The sequence below is a fragment of the Clostridium puniceum genome (assembly GCF_002006345.1).
In the GTDB taxonomy this organism is placed as follows: domain Bacteria; phylum Bacillota; class Clostridia; order Clostridiales; family Clostridiaceae; genus Clostridium; species Clostridium puniceum.
Window position 1 is genome coordinate 1 of sequence record NZ_LZZM01000182.1, and the last position, 16,953, is coordinate 16,953.

14 protein-coding genes and 1 pseudogene are annotated in these 16,953 nt (G+C 29.2%); 1 reads left to right on the forward strand and 14 read right to left on the reverse strand.

Going from position 1 to position 16,953, the window contains the following annotated elements:
* Positions 1–58: 58 nt before the first annotated feature.
* The 4 genes from CLPUN_RS15620 to CLPUN_RS15635 form a co-directional block, all read right to left on the reverse strand.
* Positions 59–1,063 (reverse strand): inorganic phosphate transporter, encoded by a 1,005-nt coding sequence (locus CLPUN_RS15620; RefSeq protein ID WP_077848182.1) that lies wholly within the window; start codon positions 1,061–1,063, stop codon positions 59–61.
* Positions 1,056–1,682 (reverse strand): DUF47 domain-containing protein, encoded by a 627-nt coding sequence (locus tag CLPUN_RS15625; protein WP_077848183.1) that lies wholly within the window; start codon positions 1,680–1,682, stop codon positions 1,056–1,058. Before CLPUN_RS15625 ends, CLPUN_RS15620 begins: the two co-directional genes overlap by 8 nt.
* Positions 1,683–1,921: 239 nt before the next feature.
* Complete coding sequence (locus CLPUN_RS15630) at positions 1,922–3,868, reverse strand: [FeFe] hydrogenase, group A (protein ID WP_077848184.1); 1,947 nt, start codon at positions 3,866–3,868, stop codon at positions 1,922–1,924.
* A gap of 372 nt (positions 3,869–4,240) precedes the next feature.
* Positions 4,241–6,430 (reverse strand): alpha-galactosidase, encoded by a 2,190-nt coding sequence (locus tag CLPUN_RS15635; protein WP_077848185.1) that lies wholly within the window; start codon positions 6,428–6,430, stop codon positions 4,241–4,243.
* A gap of 244 nt (positions 6,431–6,674) precedes the next feature.
* Between CLPUN_RS15635 and CLPUN_RS15640 the strand changes: the two are divergent.
* Positions 6,675–7,111 (forward strand): annotated as a pseudogene (locus CLPUN_RS15640) (DUF3237 domain-containing protein).
* Between the two features lie 140 nt (positions 7,112–7,251).
* Here CLPUN_RS15640 and CLPUN_RS15645 read toward each other — a convergent pair.
* The 10 genes from CLPUN_RS15645 to lacZ all read right to left on the reverse strand — a co-directional run bounded on the left by CLPUN_RS15645 (position 7,252) and on the right by lacZ (position 16,837).
* Complete coding sequence (locus tag CLPUN_RS15645) at positions 7,252–7,914, reverse strand: Type 1 glutamine amidotransferase-like domain-containing protein (protein ID WP_077848186.1); 663 nt, start codon at positions 7,912–7,914, stop codon at positions 7,252–7,254.
* Positions 7,915–7,980: 66 nt separating this feature from the next.
* Positions 7,981–8,580, reverse strand: a complete 600-nt coding sequence (locus CLPUN_RS15650) for a hypothetical protein (protein ID WP_077848187.1) — start codon at positions 8,578–8,580, stop codon at positions 7,981–7,983.
* A 169-nt stretch (positions 8,581–8,749) separates the two neighbouring features.
* The gene (locus CLPUN_RS28140) at positions 8,750–8,920 is read right to left on the reverse strand and encodes a hypothetical protein (protein ID WP_198944350.1); all 171 of its coding nucleotides are present in this window, start codon (positions 8,918–8,920) and stop codon (positions 8,750–8,752) included.
* A gap of 164 nt (positions 8,921–9,084) precedes the next feature.
* Complete coding sequence (locus CLPUN_RS15655) at positions 9,085–9,783, reverse strand: lysozyme (RefSeq protein ID WP_077848188.1); 699 nt, start codon at positions 9,781–9,783, stop codon at positions 9,085–9,087.
* Between the two features lie 16 nt (positions 9,784–9,799).
* Positions 9,800–10,168, reverse strand: a complete 369-nt coding sequence (locus CLPUN_RS15660; RefSeq protein WP_077848189.1) for a phage holin — start codon at positions 10,166–10,168, stop codon at positions 9,800–9,802.
* A gap of 538 nt (positions 10,169–10,706) precedes the next feature.
* A complete protein-coding gene (locus CLPUN_RS15670; RefSeq protein ID WP_077848190.1) occupies positions 10,707–11,429 on the reverse strand; it encodes a flavodoxin family protein in 723 nt (240 codons plus the stop codon).
* Positions 11,430–11,631: 202 nt separating this feature from the next.
* Positions 11,632–11,979, reverse strand: a complete 348-nt coding sequence (locus tag CLPUN_RS15675; protein WP_077848191.1) for a tyrosine-type recombinase/integrase — start codon at positions 11,977–11,979, stop codon at positions 11,632–11,634.
* Between the two features lie 145 nt (positions 11,980–12,124).
* Positions 12,125–12,787, reverse strand: a complete 663-nt coding sequence (locus CLPUN_RS15680; RefSeq protein ID WP_077848192.1) for a nitrite/sulfite reductase domain-containing protein — start codon at positions 12,785–12,787, stop codon at positions 12,125–12,127.
* A gap of 92 nt (positions 12,788–12,879) precedes the next feature.
* Entirely contained in the window at positions 12,880–13,542 is a 663-nt protein-coding gene (locus tag CLPUN_RS15685) for an HAD family hydrolase (RefSeq protein ID WP_077848193.1), read from the reverse strand.
* A 265-nt stretch (positions 13,543–13,807) separates the two neighbouring features.
* Positions 13,808–16,837, reverse strand: a complete 3,030-nt coding sequence (lacZ, locus tag CLPUN_RS15690; protein WP_077848194.1) for a beta-galactosidase, LacZ type — start codon at positions 16,835–16,837, stop codon at positions 13,808–13,810.
* Positions 16,838–16,953 lie beyond the last annotated feature (116 nt).

The window sequence follows — 16,953 nt, forward strand, 5'->3', positions numbered from 1 at the left end:
TATTAAAATTAAATAGTTATTTTCAAAATCATCTACAAAAATATAATTATTTTTCAAATTATATAAATAATTTCATTATATATATAATTAATGCTGAAAGAGCTGCTGTTATTGGTATAGTTATAACCCAAGCCCAAACTATATTTTTAGCTACTCCCCATTTTACTGATTTAAATCTTTTAGACGCACCAACACCCATTACAGTTGTTGAAATTATATGCGTAGTACTAACTGGAGCATGAAATAATGTTGCAAGGAATATTACCGCTGCCCCGCCTGTTTGAGCCGCAAATCCATTTACTGGCGTTAATTTTGCCATCCCGCTTCCCATAGTTTTGATAATTTTTTTTCCTCCGCATGCAGTTCCAAGTGCCATAGCTAAAGCACAAGATCCAATAACCCATGTGGGAACTTCAAATGTAGTAATTAGTCCACCACTTAATAAAGCCATTGTTATAAGTCCCATAGATTTTTGAGCATCGTTACTACCATGATTGAAGGACATAAGTGCACCTGCAATAATTTGTAATTTTAAAAATATTTTATTTACTATCTTAAGCTTAAATGGCTTTAAAATGTAATTTAATAATTTCATTAATAAATATCCTACTGTAAATCCTATAACTGGTGCAATAAATATCCATATTATTACTTCATGAAAAAGATTATTCCAGTTAACTACATTAATACTGTTATTATAAGCCATTCCTGCTCCAATTAATGCACCTATTAATGCATGAGAAGAACTACTTGGAATACCAAAATACCAAGTTATTATATTCCAGATTATTGCTGAAATTAAAACACCTAATATAACCCATTGTTGTATCTTATTATGACTAACAATGCTTTCCCCTACAGTTTTTGCTACTCCAGTTCCAGCAAACGCACCAATAAAATTAAATATAGCACATATTATTATAGCAGTTGTTGGTTTAAGTGCTCTAGTAGTAATAGTTGTCGCTACTGCCGTAGCTGTGTCATGAAATCCATTTATAAAGTCAAACAATAACACAAAAATTACTATTAATACTGTTATCGTCATAGTCATACTACTAAGCATTCTTGATTACAACTCCCTCTACAGTATTTGCAATTTTTTCACAATTATCTATAGTATTTTCTAAAATTTGATATATCTCTTTCCACTTTATAATTTCTATTGGATTTGTTTCATTTTTGAATAATTCCGCCACTGTTCTTCTAAATAGACCATCTGCTTCACTTTCAATTTTATGTATACTAGTAATCTTTTCTTTTATACGCTCTGCTTTATTTCCTACTGAATTTAAGCCCTTCATTAATTCTAAAATATGTTTAGTACAATTTACTATCATATCTGCTAAAAGTTTAGCTTCATTAGTGCTTTGGTTAATATCATACATTAAAAATCTATGCATTGTTGAATTAATTAAATCTAATATATCATCCAATTTCTTAATTAATGCATAAATATCTTCCCTATCTATAGGAGTTATAAATGCCTCATTTAATTCTTTAACTACAATATTTACCAATTTATCCCCTTCGTGTTCTAAATTTTCAATTTTATTAACACTAAGTTCTTTATCTGATAAAGAATCTAAACTTTCTCTTAAAATTACTGCTCCTTCATTTACATTTTGTGCTGCGTCTAAAAATAACTTGTAAAATTTATCTTCTTTTGGTTTTAAGTTAAACATCTTATCACATCTCCCTATAAAATATAAACATTCGACATATTATTAAACATTATAGCCCTGTACAAGTATATTCTATTTTTAATAAATTTTAAACTGTTTTTAATAAAAATTAACCTAAATTTAATATTACATATCTTTATATCATACTATATATTGGTTATTATTTTGATTTTACTTGTAAAATATTCAAGAAAAAGCACACAAAATTTTTGTGTGCTTTAAATATTTATAATATTTTCTTAGTCATTAGTTTTCTTAACTCTTGGGAAATATGTCGTATGAAGTAATTCATGAGCCTTATGGCTTAATGGCTTACCTAAATACTTTTCATAAATTGCAAGAACCTCTGGATTTTCATTTGATCTTCTAAGTGTCTTTGATCTATCTATGTTATTTAATCCTTCTGCTCTTTGTTCTAAAACTTGTTGCTTATTCTTTTTAATTTTAGGTTGGCCTCCGCCACCAACACAGCCTCCAACACAAGCCATAATTTCTATTGCATGGAAGAATTCTTCACCTGATCTTATTTTATCTAACATTTTAGCCGCTTCTCTAAGACCATGAGCAACGCCAATTCTAAGTTTTATATCTCCAGCTTCAAGTTCACAAACTCTAAAACCATCCCAGCCTCTAAGGCCTTCAAATTCTATATTATCAAATCTCTTTCCCGTCATTTTTTCAAGAGCCGTTCTTGTAGCGGCTTCTATAACTCCACCTGTTCTACCAAAAATTATTCCAGCTCCAGTATATTCTCCCATAACTGTATCTATTTCTTCATCTTTAAGTTCTTTTAAATCTATACCTGAATTTTCAAATATTTTTATAAGTTCTCTCGTTGTAATTACATAGTCAACATCATAATTCATTTCTACTGAAAATTCTGGTCTTGATGCTTCATATTTTTTTGCAATACATGGCATTATTGCAACAGAAGTCACTTCGTCTCTTGAAAGACCTTTTTCTTTTGCCCATATTTCCTTAGCTACTATAGCAAACATCTCCATTGGTGATTTTGCAGAAGAAGGAACGTCTAACATATCAGCATAGTTTTGCTCTATAAATTTAATCCATGATGGACAGCAAGAAGTAAGAATTGGAAGTTTAACTTCCTTGTCTCCAGCTATATGTCTTTCAAGTCTATCTTGAAGTTCTGCTGCTTCTTCCATTATAGTTAAGTCAGCTCCCCAGCTTGTATCAAATACATAATCTACGCCCAGCTTTCTAAGACCTGCTGCTAATTTCTTTTCTACATTTTCTCCTGGTTCAAATCCAAAAGCTTCTCCTATCGCAACTCTTATAGCTGGTGCCATTTGAGTAATTACCACCTTATTAGGAGTCGCTAAATCTCTAAGAAATAAAAGAGTATTGTCACCAGCTGTTATAGCATCAACAGGACATGCTGATACACAAGCACCGCAATGAGTACATTTATTATAATCTATATTATGCTTTTTCTTTAATTCACCATCAATACAATCGACAGGACATGCTCTTTTACAAGCTCCACATCCAATACATTTTTTTGTGATTGTTAATTTTATAAGGTGATTACATTGAGATGTATAACATTTCTTTTCTTCTATATGCTCTTCTATTTCTTCATAGAATTTTTCTATTATTTCTTCCATTATATTATGCTTTTGATGCATTTTGCCTTTTACTGTAACTGCAAGATTTCTTAATAAGTAGATTTCACGCATATTAGATACACCTTTACTAATTCTATCTAATATGTTAAACATTTCAGTTATATCCGCTTTAACAATTTCATAATTCTTGTAAGAACCATCCTTGATTTTCGCAAGTAAATATTCTATATAGAATTTTTCAAACTGAATTATACAATCTTCTTGTGATAATATAATAATAGTTCTACTAATATTTTCATAGAATAGCCCAAAATCAAATTCTTTATCCAAACTATCTTCAGTTAAAAAACCTCCAAACGGAAGTCCAATTTGCGCAGCTTTAAAGTTACTATTATTTATTAAGCCTCCGCAAAGTTCTATTATCTCTGAAAGTGTAGCGCCTTCAGGTACTTCCACAATACCCGGCCTATTAACCTTACCACAAATAGCTACATTTCTTTTGTTACTATGTGTTATTTCTTTTAATTCGTCCTCACTAAAAACTGAAAATACAGACCCTAATGAACTTTGTATTAAAGCTGTTTTTTTCTCTGTCATCATATTCACTCCTTAACTCCTAGAACCTTTTAATATTTTGTGTTTTTATTTTGTAAGTAGTTAGTATACATGTTTTAATTAATAAAATATAATCATTAGCTAGCAATATTTGCTTAATTCTTCTTGAATATTTGCACAAAAAATCGTCTAAATAAAATTATGAATTTTAATTAGAGCTTATACTTATATATTATTAAATTTAAAACACAGTATAAGAAGTTTTATTATTTAAGAATAAAACTATCTTAATTATACTTACTACTTCCCTATTAGTAAAGTTATATTTATGAATCAATCATTGTAAAACAAATAGAACTCGTCCATTTTTTTACATACTTGAGAGTTCTATTTGTCTTATATTTTTAAATTATATTATTCTCTTATAAAATGAAGTATCTTTCCAGAATAATCTCCATATAAATTATTTATATGTATTCCTGCATACATCAATGCCCCCCCTGAATAAACTTCATCAGTTTCTTCATTTCTATACATTGCATTTTCAATTAATCCTTTTAATTTAATTCTTCTACTATGATAATTAGGCCTGCCTAAAACTTGAATGCATGTAACTAAAACTTCTGATTTATCCTTAGATACTACTTCATAAGAATCAAAACAATTATTATCAGAGAAATTAGCAATACGATAATAATCTCCTGTACGAACCAAATCATTATATTTATGATACATTGCTATTTGTTTTGGTATCATATTTCTATCTTCTTCTGATATCTTAGTAATATCTAATTCATATCCAAAAGTACCAGCCAACGCTACATATCCTCTTGTTTCAAAAGGAGTTGTTCTTCCTACAGTATGATTAGGGCAATCACTTACATGAGCTCCCATTGCTGCTAATGGATAAACCATTGAGGTTCCTTGCTGAATTTTCAATCTTTCGATTGCATCAGTATCATCTGAACACCAAATTTGAGGACTGTAATATAACATTCCCGGATCAAATCTAGCTCCTCCACCAGAACAATTTTCTAATAATAAATCTGGAAAATCTGTAGTTAATCTATTCATCATTTCATATACTGCAAGTACATATCTATGTAATATTTCTCCATGACGTTCTGGTGGGATATTATTGCTTCCTAAATCAGTTAATTGCCTATTCATATCCCATTTTACATATTTAATATTTGCACTTGAAAGAACTTTCTTTAAGCTTTCATAAATATAATCGACAACTTCTTTTCTAGTTAAATCCAACACATATTGTTCACGGCATAAAGCTGGTATACGACCTTCAATATGTATGCACCAATCTGGATGTTCACGGTATAAATCAGAATCTGGTGATATCATTTCAGGTTCAAACCAAATTCCAAATTCTAATCCTAGTTTGTTAACTTCATCTACAAGATATTTCAAACCGCCTTGTATTTTTTCTTCATTAACTACCCAATCTCCAAGAGAAGAATTATCACTACTACGTTTTCCAAACCATCCATCATCCATAACAAGCATTTCAATTCCAACCTTAAAAGCTTCTTTAGCTATAGATAGCAATTTTTCTGTATTAAAATCAAAATAAGTTGCTTCCCAATTATTAATTAAAATAGGACGTTTTTGATCTTTATATTTTCCCCTTATTAAATGATTACGATATAAATCATGAAAAGTTCTTGTCATCTTTCCTATGCCCTCGTTCGAATATACCATAACTACTTCTGGCGCTACAAATTCCTTATTTGATTCTAAAAGCCAAGAAAAATCAGTTGGGTTAATTCCCATTACTACTCGGGTAGTGTCAAATTGACAGCCTTCTACTTGTGCTAAAAAATTCCCTGAATAAACAAAATTAAATCCATATGCATTTCCATAATCTTCAGTTGCATCTTTATCTAAAAGAACAATAAAAGGATTATCTTGGTGACTAGATTCTCCTCTTACTGATGCTACAGATTGTTTTCCATAAGAAACTTTTCTTCTTGAAATATGCCTTTCTCTAGCCCATGAGCCATGCAACGATATCATATCATAATCTATACCTTCGAAATCTATACACATTGATAAAGCTTTTGTAATATTAATACTATTCACACTACAGTTTTTTATACGAACACTTCTAGTCACTACATCTAAATTTTCAAAAACAGTATATATTAAAACTACTTCTAGATTTAAATCTTTATCTATGCAAGTTATTTCTAAACTTGTGCATTCTTTTTCATTACCAAAAGTGGCTGGCATATCCTTAAGCTCTTCTTTTCCTTTATATATTTTATGAGAACTATATTGAAGTTTGCATGATGTATTCCCTTTAATATCTTTTACTGCAAGACATGCTTCTCTAAAATCTCCAATTCCATTTGTTGAATACTCAGTTGGAAAGCTATCATAAAAAGATACTCTATCTCGGTTATTTTTAGACGGAACAAAAGGTGGTTCCTCTGTACGCAATAAATAATTTACATTTTCATCCATTATCTTTTTTCCAAAATAAACATGACCTAAAAATTGTTCTTCATCTACAACTGCAATAATATAAGATGTATCTTTTCCATCAAGCTTAAATACCTTATGCTTTTCAAAAAATTTTATACTCATAATAATATCCTCTACTTTCATTAAATATGTTTGTTTTATAGAAAAGGTTTGCTACAAATGTAATATCATTATATCAGAAATAACATAATATTTGTGTGACTTTGTAGATTTTTTATTCATTTCATTAGTTTTGTAATAATTCACAAAAATATAATTCCACAACTTATTTTCATGATATAATTATTCGATACAATAATTATATCATTTAGATAATTTAGAGGTAATTATGAGTTATTTGTAAGAAATTTTTTCTATAATAGTTAAAGTAGACACACCCGTTTTAATCAGACAAGACGATATTGTTGAAAGACGACAATTGATTGCAATTATTAGTGGTGAATTAATTGGTAAAGATATCATGGAGTAGTACTTCCTGAAGGCGTAGATAGTCAAATTATTCGCTCTGATGGTATTTGTGACTTATCAGCTATATATGGAAGAAGATTAGATGATGGTAATGGTTTTTATATTGAGAACAATGGTATTCGTACTGTTCCTAATGAATATGTAGATTTAGTTAAAAAAGGTAAATTTATAGATCCATCTCTTTATTATTTTTGCACCACTCCAAAGTTTGAAGTTTATAGCAAAGAACTTAAATGGTTAACACAGTCAGTCTTCACCTGCATAGCAACAAGACTTCTAGATAGTGTTATTCTTAAATTCTATTCAATAAAATAATCATTAAAATTTTAGTTTACGTTAATTAAGGCTAAATAAAATAATGTAAAACTTGATTTAATTGTAGATATCACATTATTCAATTTTCAAAGAACATCTTTTGTATTAATTACTACGTCAAATAAGAATAATGTGTATTACTATTTGGTAAATGTTTTAGTATCTCCTAATAGAGTAATTTTTTCATTATCAACAATTATTCCACCAACATTCGTAATTGCATATACTTTATCTCTTTTCTCACCTAATACCTTGTATATATATTTATTCTGAATTTCAGTTCCTTCATAATGAACTTCAACATCAAATTCCTTAATCAAATTAAGTCCTGTATTATACGTAAATGTATTATAATCTTCATCTGGCGTAATGTGATATTCTGATATTTGAATCATTGCTCCTGCACTACTTCCAATAATAACACCTGTAAAATTTTCAATATCCTCAATAAAATTAAATTCCATTAAACGCAACATCATTTTATCTGGCAAACCACCAGTAAAAAATATTATATTGGCGTTTTTTATTTTATTTTTTGCATTTTCCTTTGTATCTTTAAAATAATTTATCCAATTTATATTTTCTTCTTTAATTCCATAACTCAAGAATGGTATAACAACACTTTCATAGTATTTACCATTGTTCTTACTATATGCCTTCTGCCAGTCAATATCACTACATATTTTTTCATTAAATGAAAATGGTATTATTAAAACCTTGTTATTAGATCTTATGTATTTTGATACTATATCTTTTGCCCAACTTTCGTGAAAATTATATAAGCTAAATAGCATATTTACCATAATTTATTTCTCCCTTATTAATTCATAATGATTTACAAATACGAACTAACCACCTCAAATTCCTTATTACAACTGAATTACAATATCACCACCTATTTGTTTATCTGTAAATGGCGGTTCAAATTCTTTAAAAATCAATTCAATTCCTGAAAGATTATCAGGCAGTGGTGGTGATACAATAAAGTTATAATGAAAATGACCACCACCTCCACATCCATCTGACATCCAACATTCATATTGTTCGCTTATAAGCAACTCAAAATTAACATGTCGTGACTGATATTCCAATTTATCACCTGTATTATCCCAATCTATATTGAAATTTACAACACTAGAATTTGAGTACTGGCGAATAGCCATTATAGAAAAAAGACGATTATCTATCTCACGTGACTTTAAAACTGGTAAATTCATTCGAAATCCTTCTGGTTTAACCAAAGGTGTATACATTTTTTCATTCCATAGTGAACCAAATACTGATTTTAATAAATCCTCGTATAAATTAAATTTTTCTGCCCAGTTAGATATGTATTCAAAAGGCGGATAACCTGGATTATTGTCTGAAGTGTTCTTACGTTGATTTATTAATTCACAAATTTTTTCATCTATTTGCTTAATTCTCTCATCATAATGCGTAGTTGGTCGCTTATATGCAATTCGTTCCATTTTATGCCTCCTAAAAATATGTTCTTTGTACTTAATTACTATTGTCCATTAATTATAACATATTATGTAAGTATATGATTTTTATAAAACATATGCTTAGAATAAATTTTCCATAAAATTAAAAATAAGGTAGATTAAATTTTAACATCTAACCTACCTTTAAAAATGTTTATTTATCTTGTAAAAATCTTTCATAGTTCTCTACTTTATCCTCTCTATCGGTTCTTTTTATCCAATCGTTATATTCTAAAATGATTTTTTCTGCCGTTTTCAAATTCAATTTATTTTTCTTTTTACTTTGATTATCTACATACAAGTTAATTTTCATTATATTCCCCATATTGGTTTCACCTCACTTTACAATAATATATTAATATTGGTTTTTGTCAGTCATGTGTCAAACGTTAACCTTTTCTTCGACAAAAAAATAAAGGTACAGAATTACTCCTATACCCTCTAAAATTAATGGCTAATGTGCAATTTAGCCAAATGAACTATATCATATTATACATTTCCAGTGTAGTCAGAATTTAAAAACATTGCTGCTTCTTTAGTCCTTCTTCTGTAAAGACCTTCTATTCTTCTTCCTCCACCATTTGACCAAGCTTGAAAATTAGTAACTAAACTATTATCCCTAATCCTTTCACTTATACGCCTATATAATGTTGAATTTAATAATCCACCAGTACCGCAATTATATGCAAAACTTACTAATGCATCGAATTCATTTTGCTTTAATGTTATGCCCTTAGAATCTAAATCTGATTTAATTACTGGTGCATACTTATTATTAATCCAATCTTTAAGCATAGATGTGGCTTGCTCTTCTGTGATCTCTATAATACCTTCTATTTCTTCTCCTGTCATTCCATATCCTAATGTTAATACTCCAACTTCATCATAATATGGAGTTGCTGAGAAGCCTTCCCATGACTTTATGAAATCAATACATGCATCCGAAACAAGACTTTCAATTAATGCTCCGCTAGAATCAAATTTGTATTCTTTATCATCTATAGTTTGTACACAATCACATGACATTACTCCATTGGAATTTAAATAATAACATTTGTTTTTCCACTTCAACCAGCCAATTAACATTGTTCCATTAGGATTAAGGTAATACCACTTGCCTTCTACTTCTTTCCAACCTGTTAGGAGATTATTTGTATTTCCATCTACTAGACACCATTTCCATTCCATATTAACACAACCTTTCTTATTCTACTGGAACATCTACATTTATTTTTGCACTAGCATTTAAATTATCTGTAGGTGCAACATAGCTATTCTCTGTCACTGTATTATTTATTGCTGTTGTAGCAGCTTTTATTTTAACTTCCGTTGATTTATTAATAGCCTGTACTGTCACATCTTGAATAGTTTTATCTGAAACACCAGGAGTGGAAGTATCTATAACTATCCCTAACATAACTAAGATAGAAAGTACAGTATTTACTATGTCTACCCAATTAGAAGGAATTAAATTTTTAAACCCTAATTGTTGAATAAGTAATACTATTGCTCCTAACATTGATAAAATAAAAGTTTTGTTTCTAAGTCTTGATTTTAAATCTAAAGTTAACATTTTTACATCTCTCCCTTTTCTATATCATCTATTCTTTTATGTGCTCATTTTAAACTTTCTTCTAACCTTGAAACCTTTTCACTAAGATTATTAATTTTATTATCTTGTGCTTTTAATTCTAGGCGTATATCATCAATACCCCTGGATATATAATTAAGTTGCATTTCAAATTTTGTCTGAGTATTGCTCTCTTCTTTAATATCATTTTTTTATATTCTTTTAAGTCCAATAGCTCCAACTAAAATTCCAATTAAAGTTGAAGCCATTCCTATAATTATATTTACTTCATTCATATGTCACCTTCCACTTTCATTTTATTTTTTGTATAACAAAAGACACCTACATTTCTGTAAGTGTCTTATATCAACTTTAATATTAGTATTTTTATTTGCTCCCACTTACTATTATATTACTTGTAAGTATTAAATTCTTATACACTTTCTATACTTTTTCTAAAATTTACTTATACATTATAGCTTCCTATTGCAAAACCAAAAATACCTTAAAATTCATTTCTGAATAATAAGGTATTTTATAATTATTTAATTCTATTTTTTAACATATAATCCGCATATCTCTTAACTTCTTGAATATAAATTTCATCAGAAATAAATTTCTGTTCCAATAGTCTATTTGTTTTCTGCGATAACTTCATGTCAGTTGCAATCTCTTCACCAGCAACCTCCAAAACCTTGATATAGTTAAAAATTATGGGACGTATTTCTTCTAAATTGCTACTTAAGAGAGCCCCTTGAGAAGCATATATCTCTCCAATTACTTCAGTATTCATGTTACGTGCTACTCTTTGAATCCATTTCGAAATTATCTGAAAATGAGTTCTTTCAGGATAACCACAGTTAGCTATCATTATCAGTTTAGGAGATGTGTGCCTTGTCACATGTCGACATTCTCCATCTTTATCTTTGTCCCAATACGGGCTAGCTGTTATTATTAGCCTATTTATAAAAACATTTAACATACCAGAAATATTATCACAATATAGTGGAGTTGCAAGAATACGAATGTCTGCATCTTCTATGACAGACATTATCTCTGCCATATCATCTTTAATTATGCACTTTCCTGGATTATTAAACCAGCATGTTTTGCAAGCTAGACAGTACTTAATATCTTTTTCCATCAAAAAAATATTAGCAATTTCCGCACCTGCCATTTCCGCACCCTTCAGAAATGCACTCACCATTACATTCGTATTTCCATTCTTACCTCTGTGACTTCCATTAATAGCTACAATTTTCATATTAAATACTTCCCTTCATTATAGATCATAATTAATTTTATCAATCGTTTCCATCTATTTACAGTCTTATAATTCAATAAAATTCCTGGTATAATATTTATAGGAAATATTATGCATATTTATTTCAAATTAATAAGTTATATCTTGCTGTTGTGCAACATTAAAAGACACTCACATTCTCTGCAAGTGTCTTATATAAACTTTAATATTTTCTAATTTCAAAAGATGTTATTTTTTCATGTACAACATGTTCTTCTACCGAAATATTTGATAAAATTTTACTTAATACCAGTAAGTTACCACCTGAAAGTAAAAATCTACGAGAAAAATTATTTTTCAAACCGTGGAGAGTTATTTTTTTGTTTATATTAGCTGTTTTTAAGTATCTTCTAAAGTTCTTTTCAAAATTACCAGTATTCAACATTCCATTTGTTCTCTGTGCTGGAAATAGCAAGTTATTTTCTACCATAGCATCTTTGTATTTAAGCCATCTTTGCAATAATTTACTCATATTTTGGCCAAAGAAAACTACTCTATCTTTACGTAGCATCTGATTGAAATAAACTTAGTATATAAGAGGTATAATTATTATAATATTTATTGGCGTAAATTTTTAATTTTAGTATGTTTTTAAATTATTAGTAGGCGTTAAAGATGATAAAAATTTTTCTTTAATAAAAACTATTCAATCAACTTCAATCCTCTAATACACCTTTAAGTACTTCTTCCTTAAACTTAATAATTCCAACCCTATCAATAAAAAATCCTAGTTTTTCTCCTGGTTCTGCTGCTTCCTTATAATATTTAAAAATATTATTAACCAAATTTAATGCTTGATTTTCTGTTATATCTTGAATAACAATATCTGCCATCCTAGGATTATAACCTGCTGAGCCTCCAACGGTTACAATAAAACCAGTTTTATCAGCAATTACTCCAACATCTTTACTATATACGCTGCCACACGCATTCCTACATCCTGCTACACCTATTTTGGTTCTACAAGGCATTTCCATCCATTGATATTTTCTTAAAAGTTTCATGCCAGTTCCAATAGTATTATATTTGGATCTTTTACAATATCCAGCCGGACACATTTCAACATTCTTTACAGAATTTTGAGATTTAACAGCTGGCTCCATGCCAAGTTCATCCCATATACTAGGTAAATCTTCTTCCTTCAAATTAGTAATTAATACCCTTTGCCCTGAAGTTAACTTTAATACTCCATTATATCTCTTTGCTACATCTACAATTTTTTGCATAGTATCTGTAGTTATAAACCCTCCTGGAATATGCGGAGTTATTCCATAGGTTCTCTTTCCATCTATTACTTTTTGAAGATTTCCAAAATTCATCTTCAGTCCTCCTTTTCATAATTAAATACATTAGTTAATTATCTACTTTTATTATACTACATGCTTAATTACTTATGTTCTTTAGCAAAATTTTATCTTTTCATATTAATTAAATATTCTTTTATCTCTATCATATTTTTAAAGCTTTTATTGCAAATCTTTAGTATTTCTTCATCAGCTTTCTTCAAATCTTCTACATGAAAGCTAATCATTCCAGCATTATATGCTGCTTTAATACCTGCTAGTGAATCTTCTACAACAATACAATTTTCAGCTTTTATTGAAAGTTTTCCAGCTGCCTTCAAAAATATTTCAGGATCTGGTTTACCCTTTTCTATTTCATCTCCACAGACTATTGTATCAAACAAGTCTTCAATATTAAACATTTGAAGTTGTTTTATAGCCCTCTCTCTTTTAGCTGAAGTTGCAAGTCCAACCCTATATCCTCTTTCCTTTAAAAATATTAATACTTCTTTAACACCAGGTTTCATGGGAACTTGTCCCATTTCTATAGTATGCAATAATTTTTCATCTTTTTCTTTATACATGGGTGTTATGGGTAATTCTTCTCCATATAACTCTAAAAATGTTTTTATTACATTTTTACGTCCCGTACCCATTACAGATATATAAGCTTTCTTGGTAATTTCATATCCGTACTTTTCAAAAACACTTGTCCATATTTCTAAATATACACGCTCTGTATCAAATATAACTCCATCCATATCAAATAATACTGCTTCTACTGTATTCATCTCGTCCTCCGTATATATTTTATTACTACTTATAAAATATACTATTTATTATATTACATTTTTCATACATTCTACAATTATGCACATAAATATACAAGCATTACTACGTCCTCTTTCTGTAAACCATTCTATATATATAAATAAAAACACCATATTTAATATGTTAGAAAATTTTTAGTTAAATCTCTCTAATATACTAAACATGGTGAATAGCATTTCTTTACTTTAATTTCAATTTTTTAGGAATCATTAAATATTAAATTTTTTATTTTATATGTGAAATTGTAAAATTATATTCTAAATCCTTACTAGAATCTATGGAGAATTCAGATAATACTGGTGCTCCCCAGCTATCATCTCCTCCAACTCCCATTTGTTTTCCTATTATATTTACATTTGTGAAATTAATAGGTGGTAAGTCTTCTTGATGAAGAGCATTTTCAAGTTCCATATTATTATATGGTAAAACACTAAATTCAAATGGTTCTTTATCATAAGTAAATTTAAGCCCTTCTCCTTTTTCATTTTGAATTTGTACCCATCTAGTACCTGTTCTATTACCACATTCCTGTGGAACCAGATATTTTGATAAGTTTTCTACAGGTGTACTTTCGTATATTCCTAATTTAGCACCTTCACATCTATCAATATAATTTTCATCTGGTCCCATTCCATACCAGCTAAAGCTATTAAATTCTGATAATAATCTAAAATTCATACCTAGCACTGGAAGTTGTGGTAATCCATTCACTCCATTATATAATACATTTACTTTAATTTCTCCATCTTTTGAAACTTCATAAGTTATTTTAACATTAGTAGTTGGAATTGTTGGTAATTCATAAGTATAACACAATGCTATTTTGCTATAACTTTCTTCAATTGAAAAATCTACATATTTTTGTCCAACTGTAGCACTTAACCATTGAACGCATCTAACCTCATGTTTATTTCCTCTATCATTATCAGTAGTTGCCCTCCAGTAGAACGTCTTCGGAGTTCTTGTTATGAATTCCTTATGTGCATATCTTAGAGAAACAATTCCACCTTCTTGCTTAGAAAATATAACTTTAAAGTCTTTTCCATGAATTCCTATGTTTACATCTCCATGAACCACTTTCATTTTAAAATCAGAACTCTTATTATTTGCAGCTTCTTTTTTCTTAATAACTTTTTGACCAAAAGCAATTTCATGTCCTTTACTTGCCCAAAGTGTATCTTCTGCTAATTTTAATGAAACTGTAAGTACAATTTCTTCTAGACACTCAAAGTTTTTAAATGGCAGTCCCACATATTTTTCTTCTCCTGGTGCTATAGATGCATTAATTTTTCCTTCTTGAATCAGTTTCCCTTCTTTTTCAACTTTATAATATAAATCAAATTTATCAGTTTTAACAAAAAGATTTTGATTCCTAATAGTTACCCCCTTTGCATCTGGGTTTAATTTTATATTTTGATATAAATATTTTACTTCTTGAGCCTTAGGTGATGCGGTCCTATCTGAATAAATTATACCATTACCCGAAAAATTATAATCTGTAGGACGATCAGTAAAATCTCCACCATAAGATAAAGTTTCTTTTCCATTAGGTAATTTTCTATAAAGTGCTTGATCGCCGTAGTCCCAAATAAATCCACCTTGATACATTGAATATTTATCCTCAAGCTCTGTATATTTCATCATACCACCAGTAGAATTCCCCATTGAATGCATATACTCACAACTAATATATGGCTTCTTAGGATCATTATTAAGATATTCTTCTATATCAACTACCTTTGCATACATTCTACTTTCCATATCACTTGTCTTGTCATATTCTCGATTCCAAAATACTCCTTCGTAATGCACTAAACGAGAAGGATCTTTCTTTCTAAAGTATTCTGACATTTGATATATATCTTCACCTGCATAAGATTCATTACCACATGACCAAATAAGAATAGCCGGATGATTTTTGTCACGTTCAAGCATTGAAGCTGCACGATCTAAAACTGCATCTTGCCATTCTGGCAAACTTCCTGGTACATTCCATGACGGCTCACAATCTCCCATTTTTTGCCACGAACCATGACTTTCTAAGTTTGTTTCATCTATTAAATAAATTCCATATTCATCGCAAAGTCTATACCATAAGCTTTGATTTGGATAATGTGAAGTTCTTACAGCATTAATATTATGTTGTTTTAAAAACTTAATATCCCATAACATGTCTTCTTTAGTAATTGAACGTCCACGTCTCGCACTAAATTCATGGCGATTTACTCCCTTAAATACAATTCTTTCACCATTTAGACACATGACTTTATCTTTCATTTCAAAATGTCTAAAGCCTATTTTTTGCGTTACAACTTCAACTAAGCTGCCATCTTTTTTCTGCACTAAAATATAAAGAGTGTATAGATTAGGTTCTTCTGCACTCCACAAACTTACATTTTGTACCTCTAAAGATAAAATTAATTCATTAGAAAATTGTAATTTATCAGAAGTTGCCAATTTATTTCCTGCTTTATCTTCTAAATAGGCTTCTACAGTCGTTTCAGTATTTCCAACCATTTTAAGTTCGGCATTTAATTTTGCATTTTTTAAATCATCATATAAATCTGTCTTTATAAAAAGGTCATTTACATGGGTTTCTGGAATCGCATATAAATAAACATCTCTAAAAATACCTGAAAATCTCCAAAAATCTTGATCTTCTATCCAGCTTGCACTGCTTCTTTTATAAACCTCAACCGCAAGCTTATTTTCTCCACTCTTTAAGTAATTTGTAATGTCAAATTCTGATGGAGTAAATGTATCTTCACTATACCCTACAAATTCTCCATTGACCCATACATAAAAAGCTGTTTCAACACCTTGAAAAGAAATAAAAGTTTGTTTGTTTTTTAATTCTTCTTTAATGTCAAAAAATTTCACATAACTTCCTACTGGATTATAAGTTTTTGAAATATGAGGTGGTCTTAATTCATCATGACCATCCCAAGGATACATAGTATTAATATATTGACATTTATCATACCCTTGAAGTTGAATATGACCTGGAACTTCAATATAATCAAATCCACTTACATCAAAACTTTCTTTATAAAAGTCTTTAATTCGTAGTGACGGATTTTCACTATATGAAAATCTCCATTTTCCATTTAAATTTTGCTTAAGAATCATGTTGTCTTCCAATTTTAACTGATCCATTTTTTCATAAAACCAATGATCTGAATGCGCATCTATTCTATTTACTTTGAAAATTTCTGGGTTTTCCAACCAGTCTAATGAAGGATCCATACTACTCATTTTATTTCCTCTCTTTCATCTATTATAATAATTATTTTTCACTTAAATTTGCAGTTCTACTTAAAATATACTCAGATAATATCAACATTTAAATTATATAAACTAAAATTAATGGA

Coding starts and splice junctions, on each gene's coding strand:
- CLPUN_RS15670 (WP_077848190.1), bottom strand. CDS start 11,429: ATGAAAATTGTAGCTATTAATGGAAGTCACAGAGGTAAGAATGGAAAT.
- CLPUN_RS15655 (WP_077848188.1), bottom strand. CDS start 9,783: ATGGAATGGAAATGGTGTCTAGTAGATGGAAATACAAATAATCTCCTA.
- CLPUN_RS15675 (WP_077848191.1), bottom strand. CDS start 11,979: ATGCTACGTAAAGATAGAGTAGTTTTCTTTGGCCAAAATATGAGTAAA.
- CLPUN_RS15630 (WP_077848184.1), bottom strand. CDS start 3,868: ATGACAGAGAAAAAAACAGCTTTAATACAAAGTTCATTAGGGTCTGTA.
- CLPUN_RS15685 (WP_077848193.1), bottom strand. CDS start 13,542: ATGAATACAGTAGAAGCAGTATTATTTGATATGGATGGAGTTATATTT.
- lacZ (WP_077848194.1), bottom strand. CDS start 16,837: ATGAGTAGTATGGATCCTTCATTAGACTGGTTGGAAAACCCAGAAATT.
- CLPUN_RS15620 (WP_077848182.1), bottom strand. CDS start 1,063: ATGCTTAGTAGTATGACTATGACGATAACAGTATTAATAGTAATTTTT.
- CLPUN_RS15625 (WP_077848183.1), bottom strand. CDS start 1,682: ATGTTTAACTTAAAACCAAAAGAAGATAAATTTTACAAGTTATTTTTA.
- CLPUN_RS15650 (WP_077848187.1), bottom strand. CDS start 8,580: ATGGAACGAATTGCATATAAGCGACCAACTACGCATTATGATGAGAGA.
- CLPUN_RS28140 (WP_198944350.1), bottom strand. CDS start 8,920: ATGGGGAATATAATGAAAATTAACTTGTATGTAGATAATCAAAGTAAA.
- CLPUN_RS15645 (WP_077848186.1), bottom strand. CDS start 7,914: ATGGTAAATATGCTATTTAGCTTATATAATTTTCACGAAAGTTGGGCA.
- CLPUN_RS15680 (WP_077848192.1), bottom strand. CDS start 12,787: ATGAATTTTGGAAATCTTCAAAAAGTAATAGATGGAAAGAGAACCTAT.
- CLPUN_RS15635 (WP_077848185.1), bottom strand. CDS start 6,430: ATGAGTATAAAATTTTTTGAAAAGCATAAGGTATTTAAGCTTGATGGA.
- CLPUN_RS15660 (WP_077848189.1), bottom strand. CDS start 10,168: ATGTTAACTTTAGATTTAAAATCAAGACTTAGAAACAAAACTTTTATT.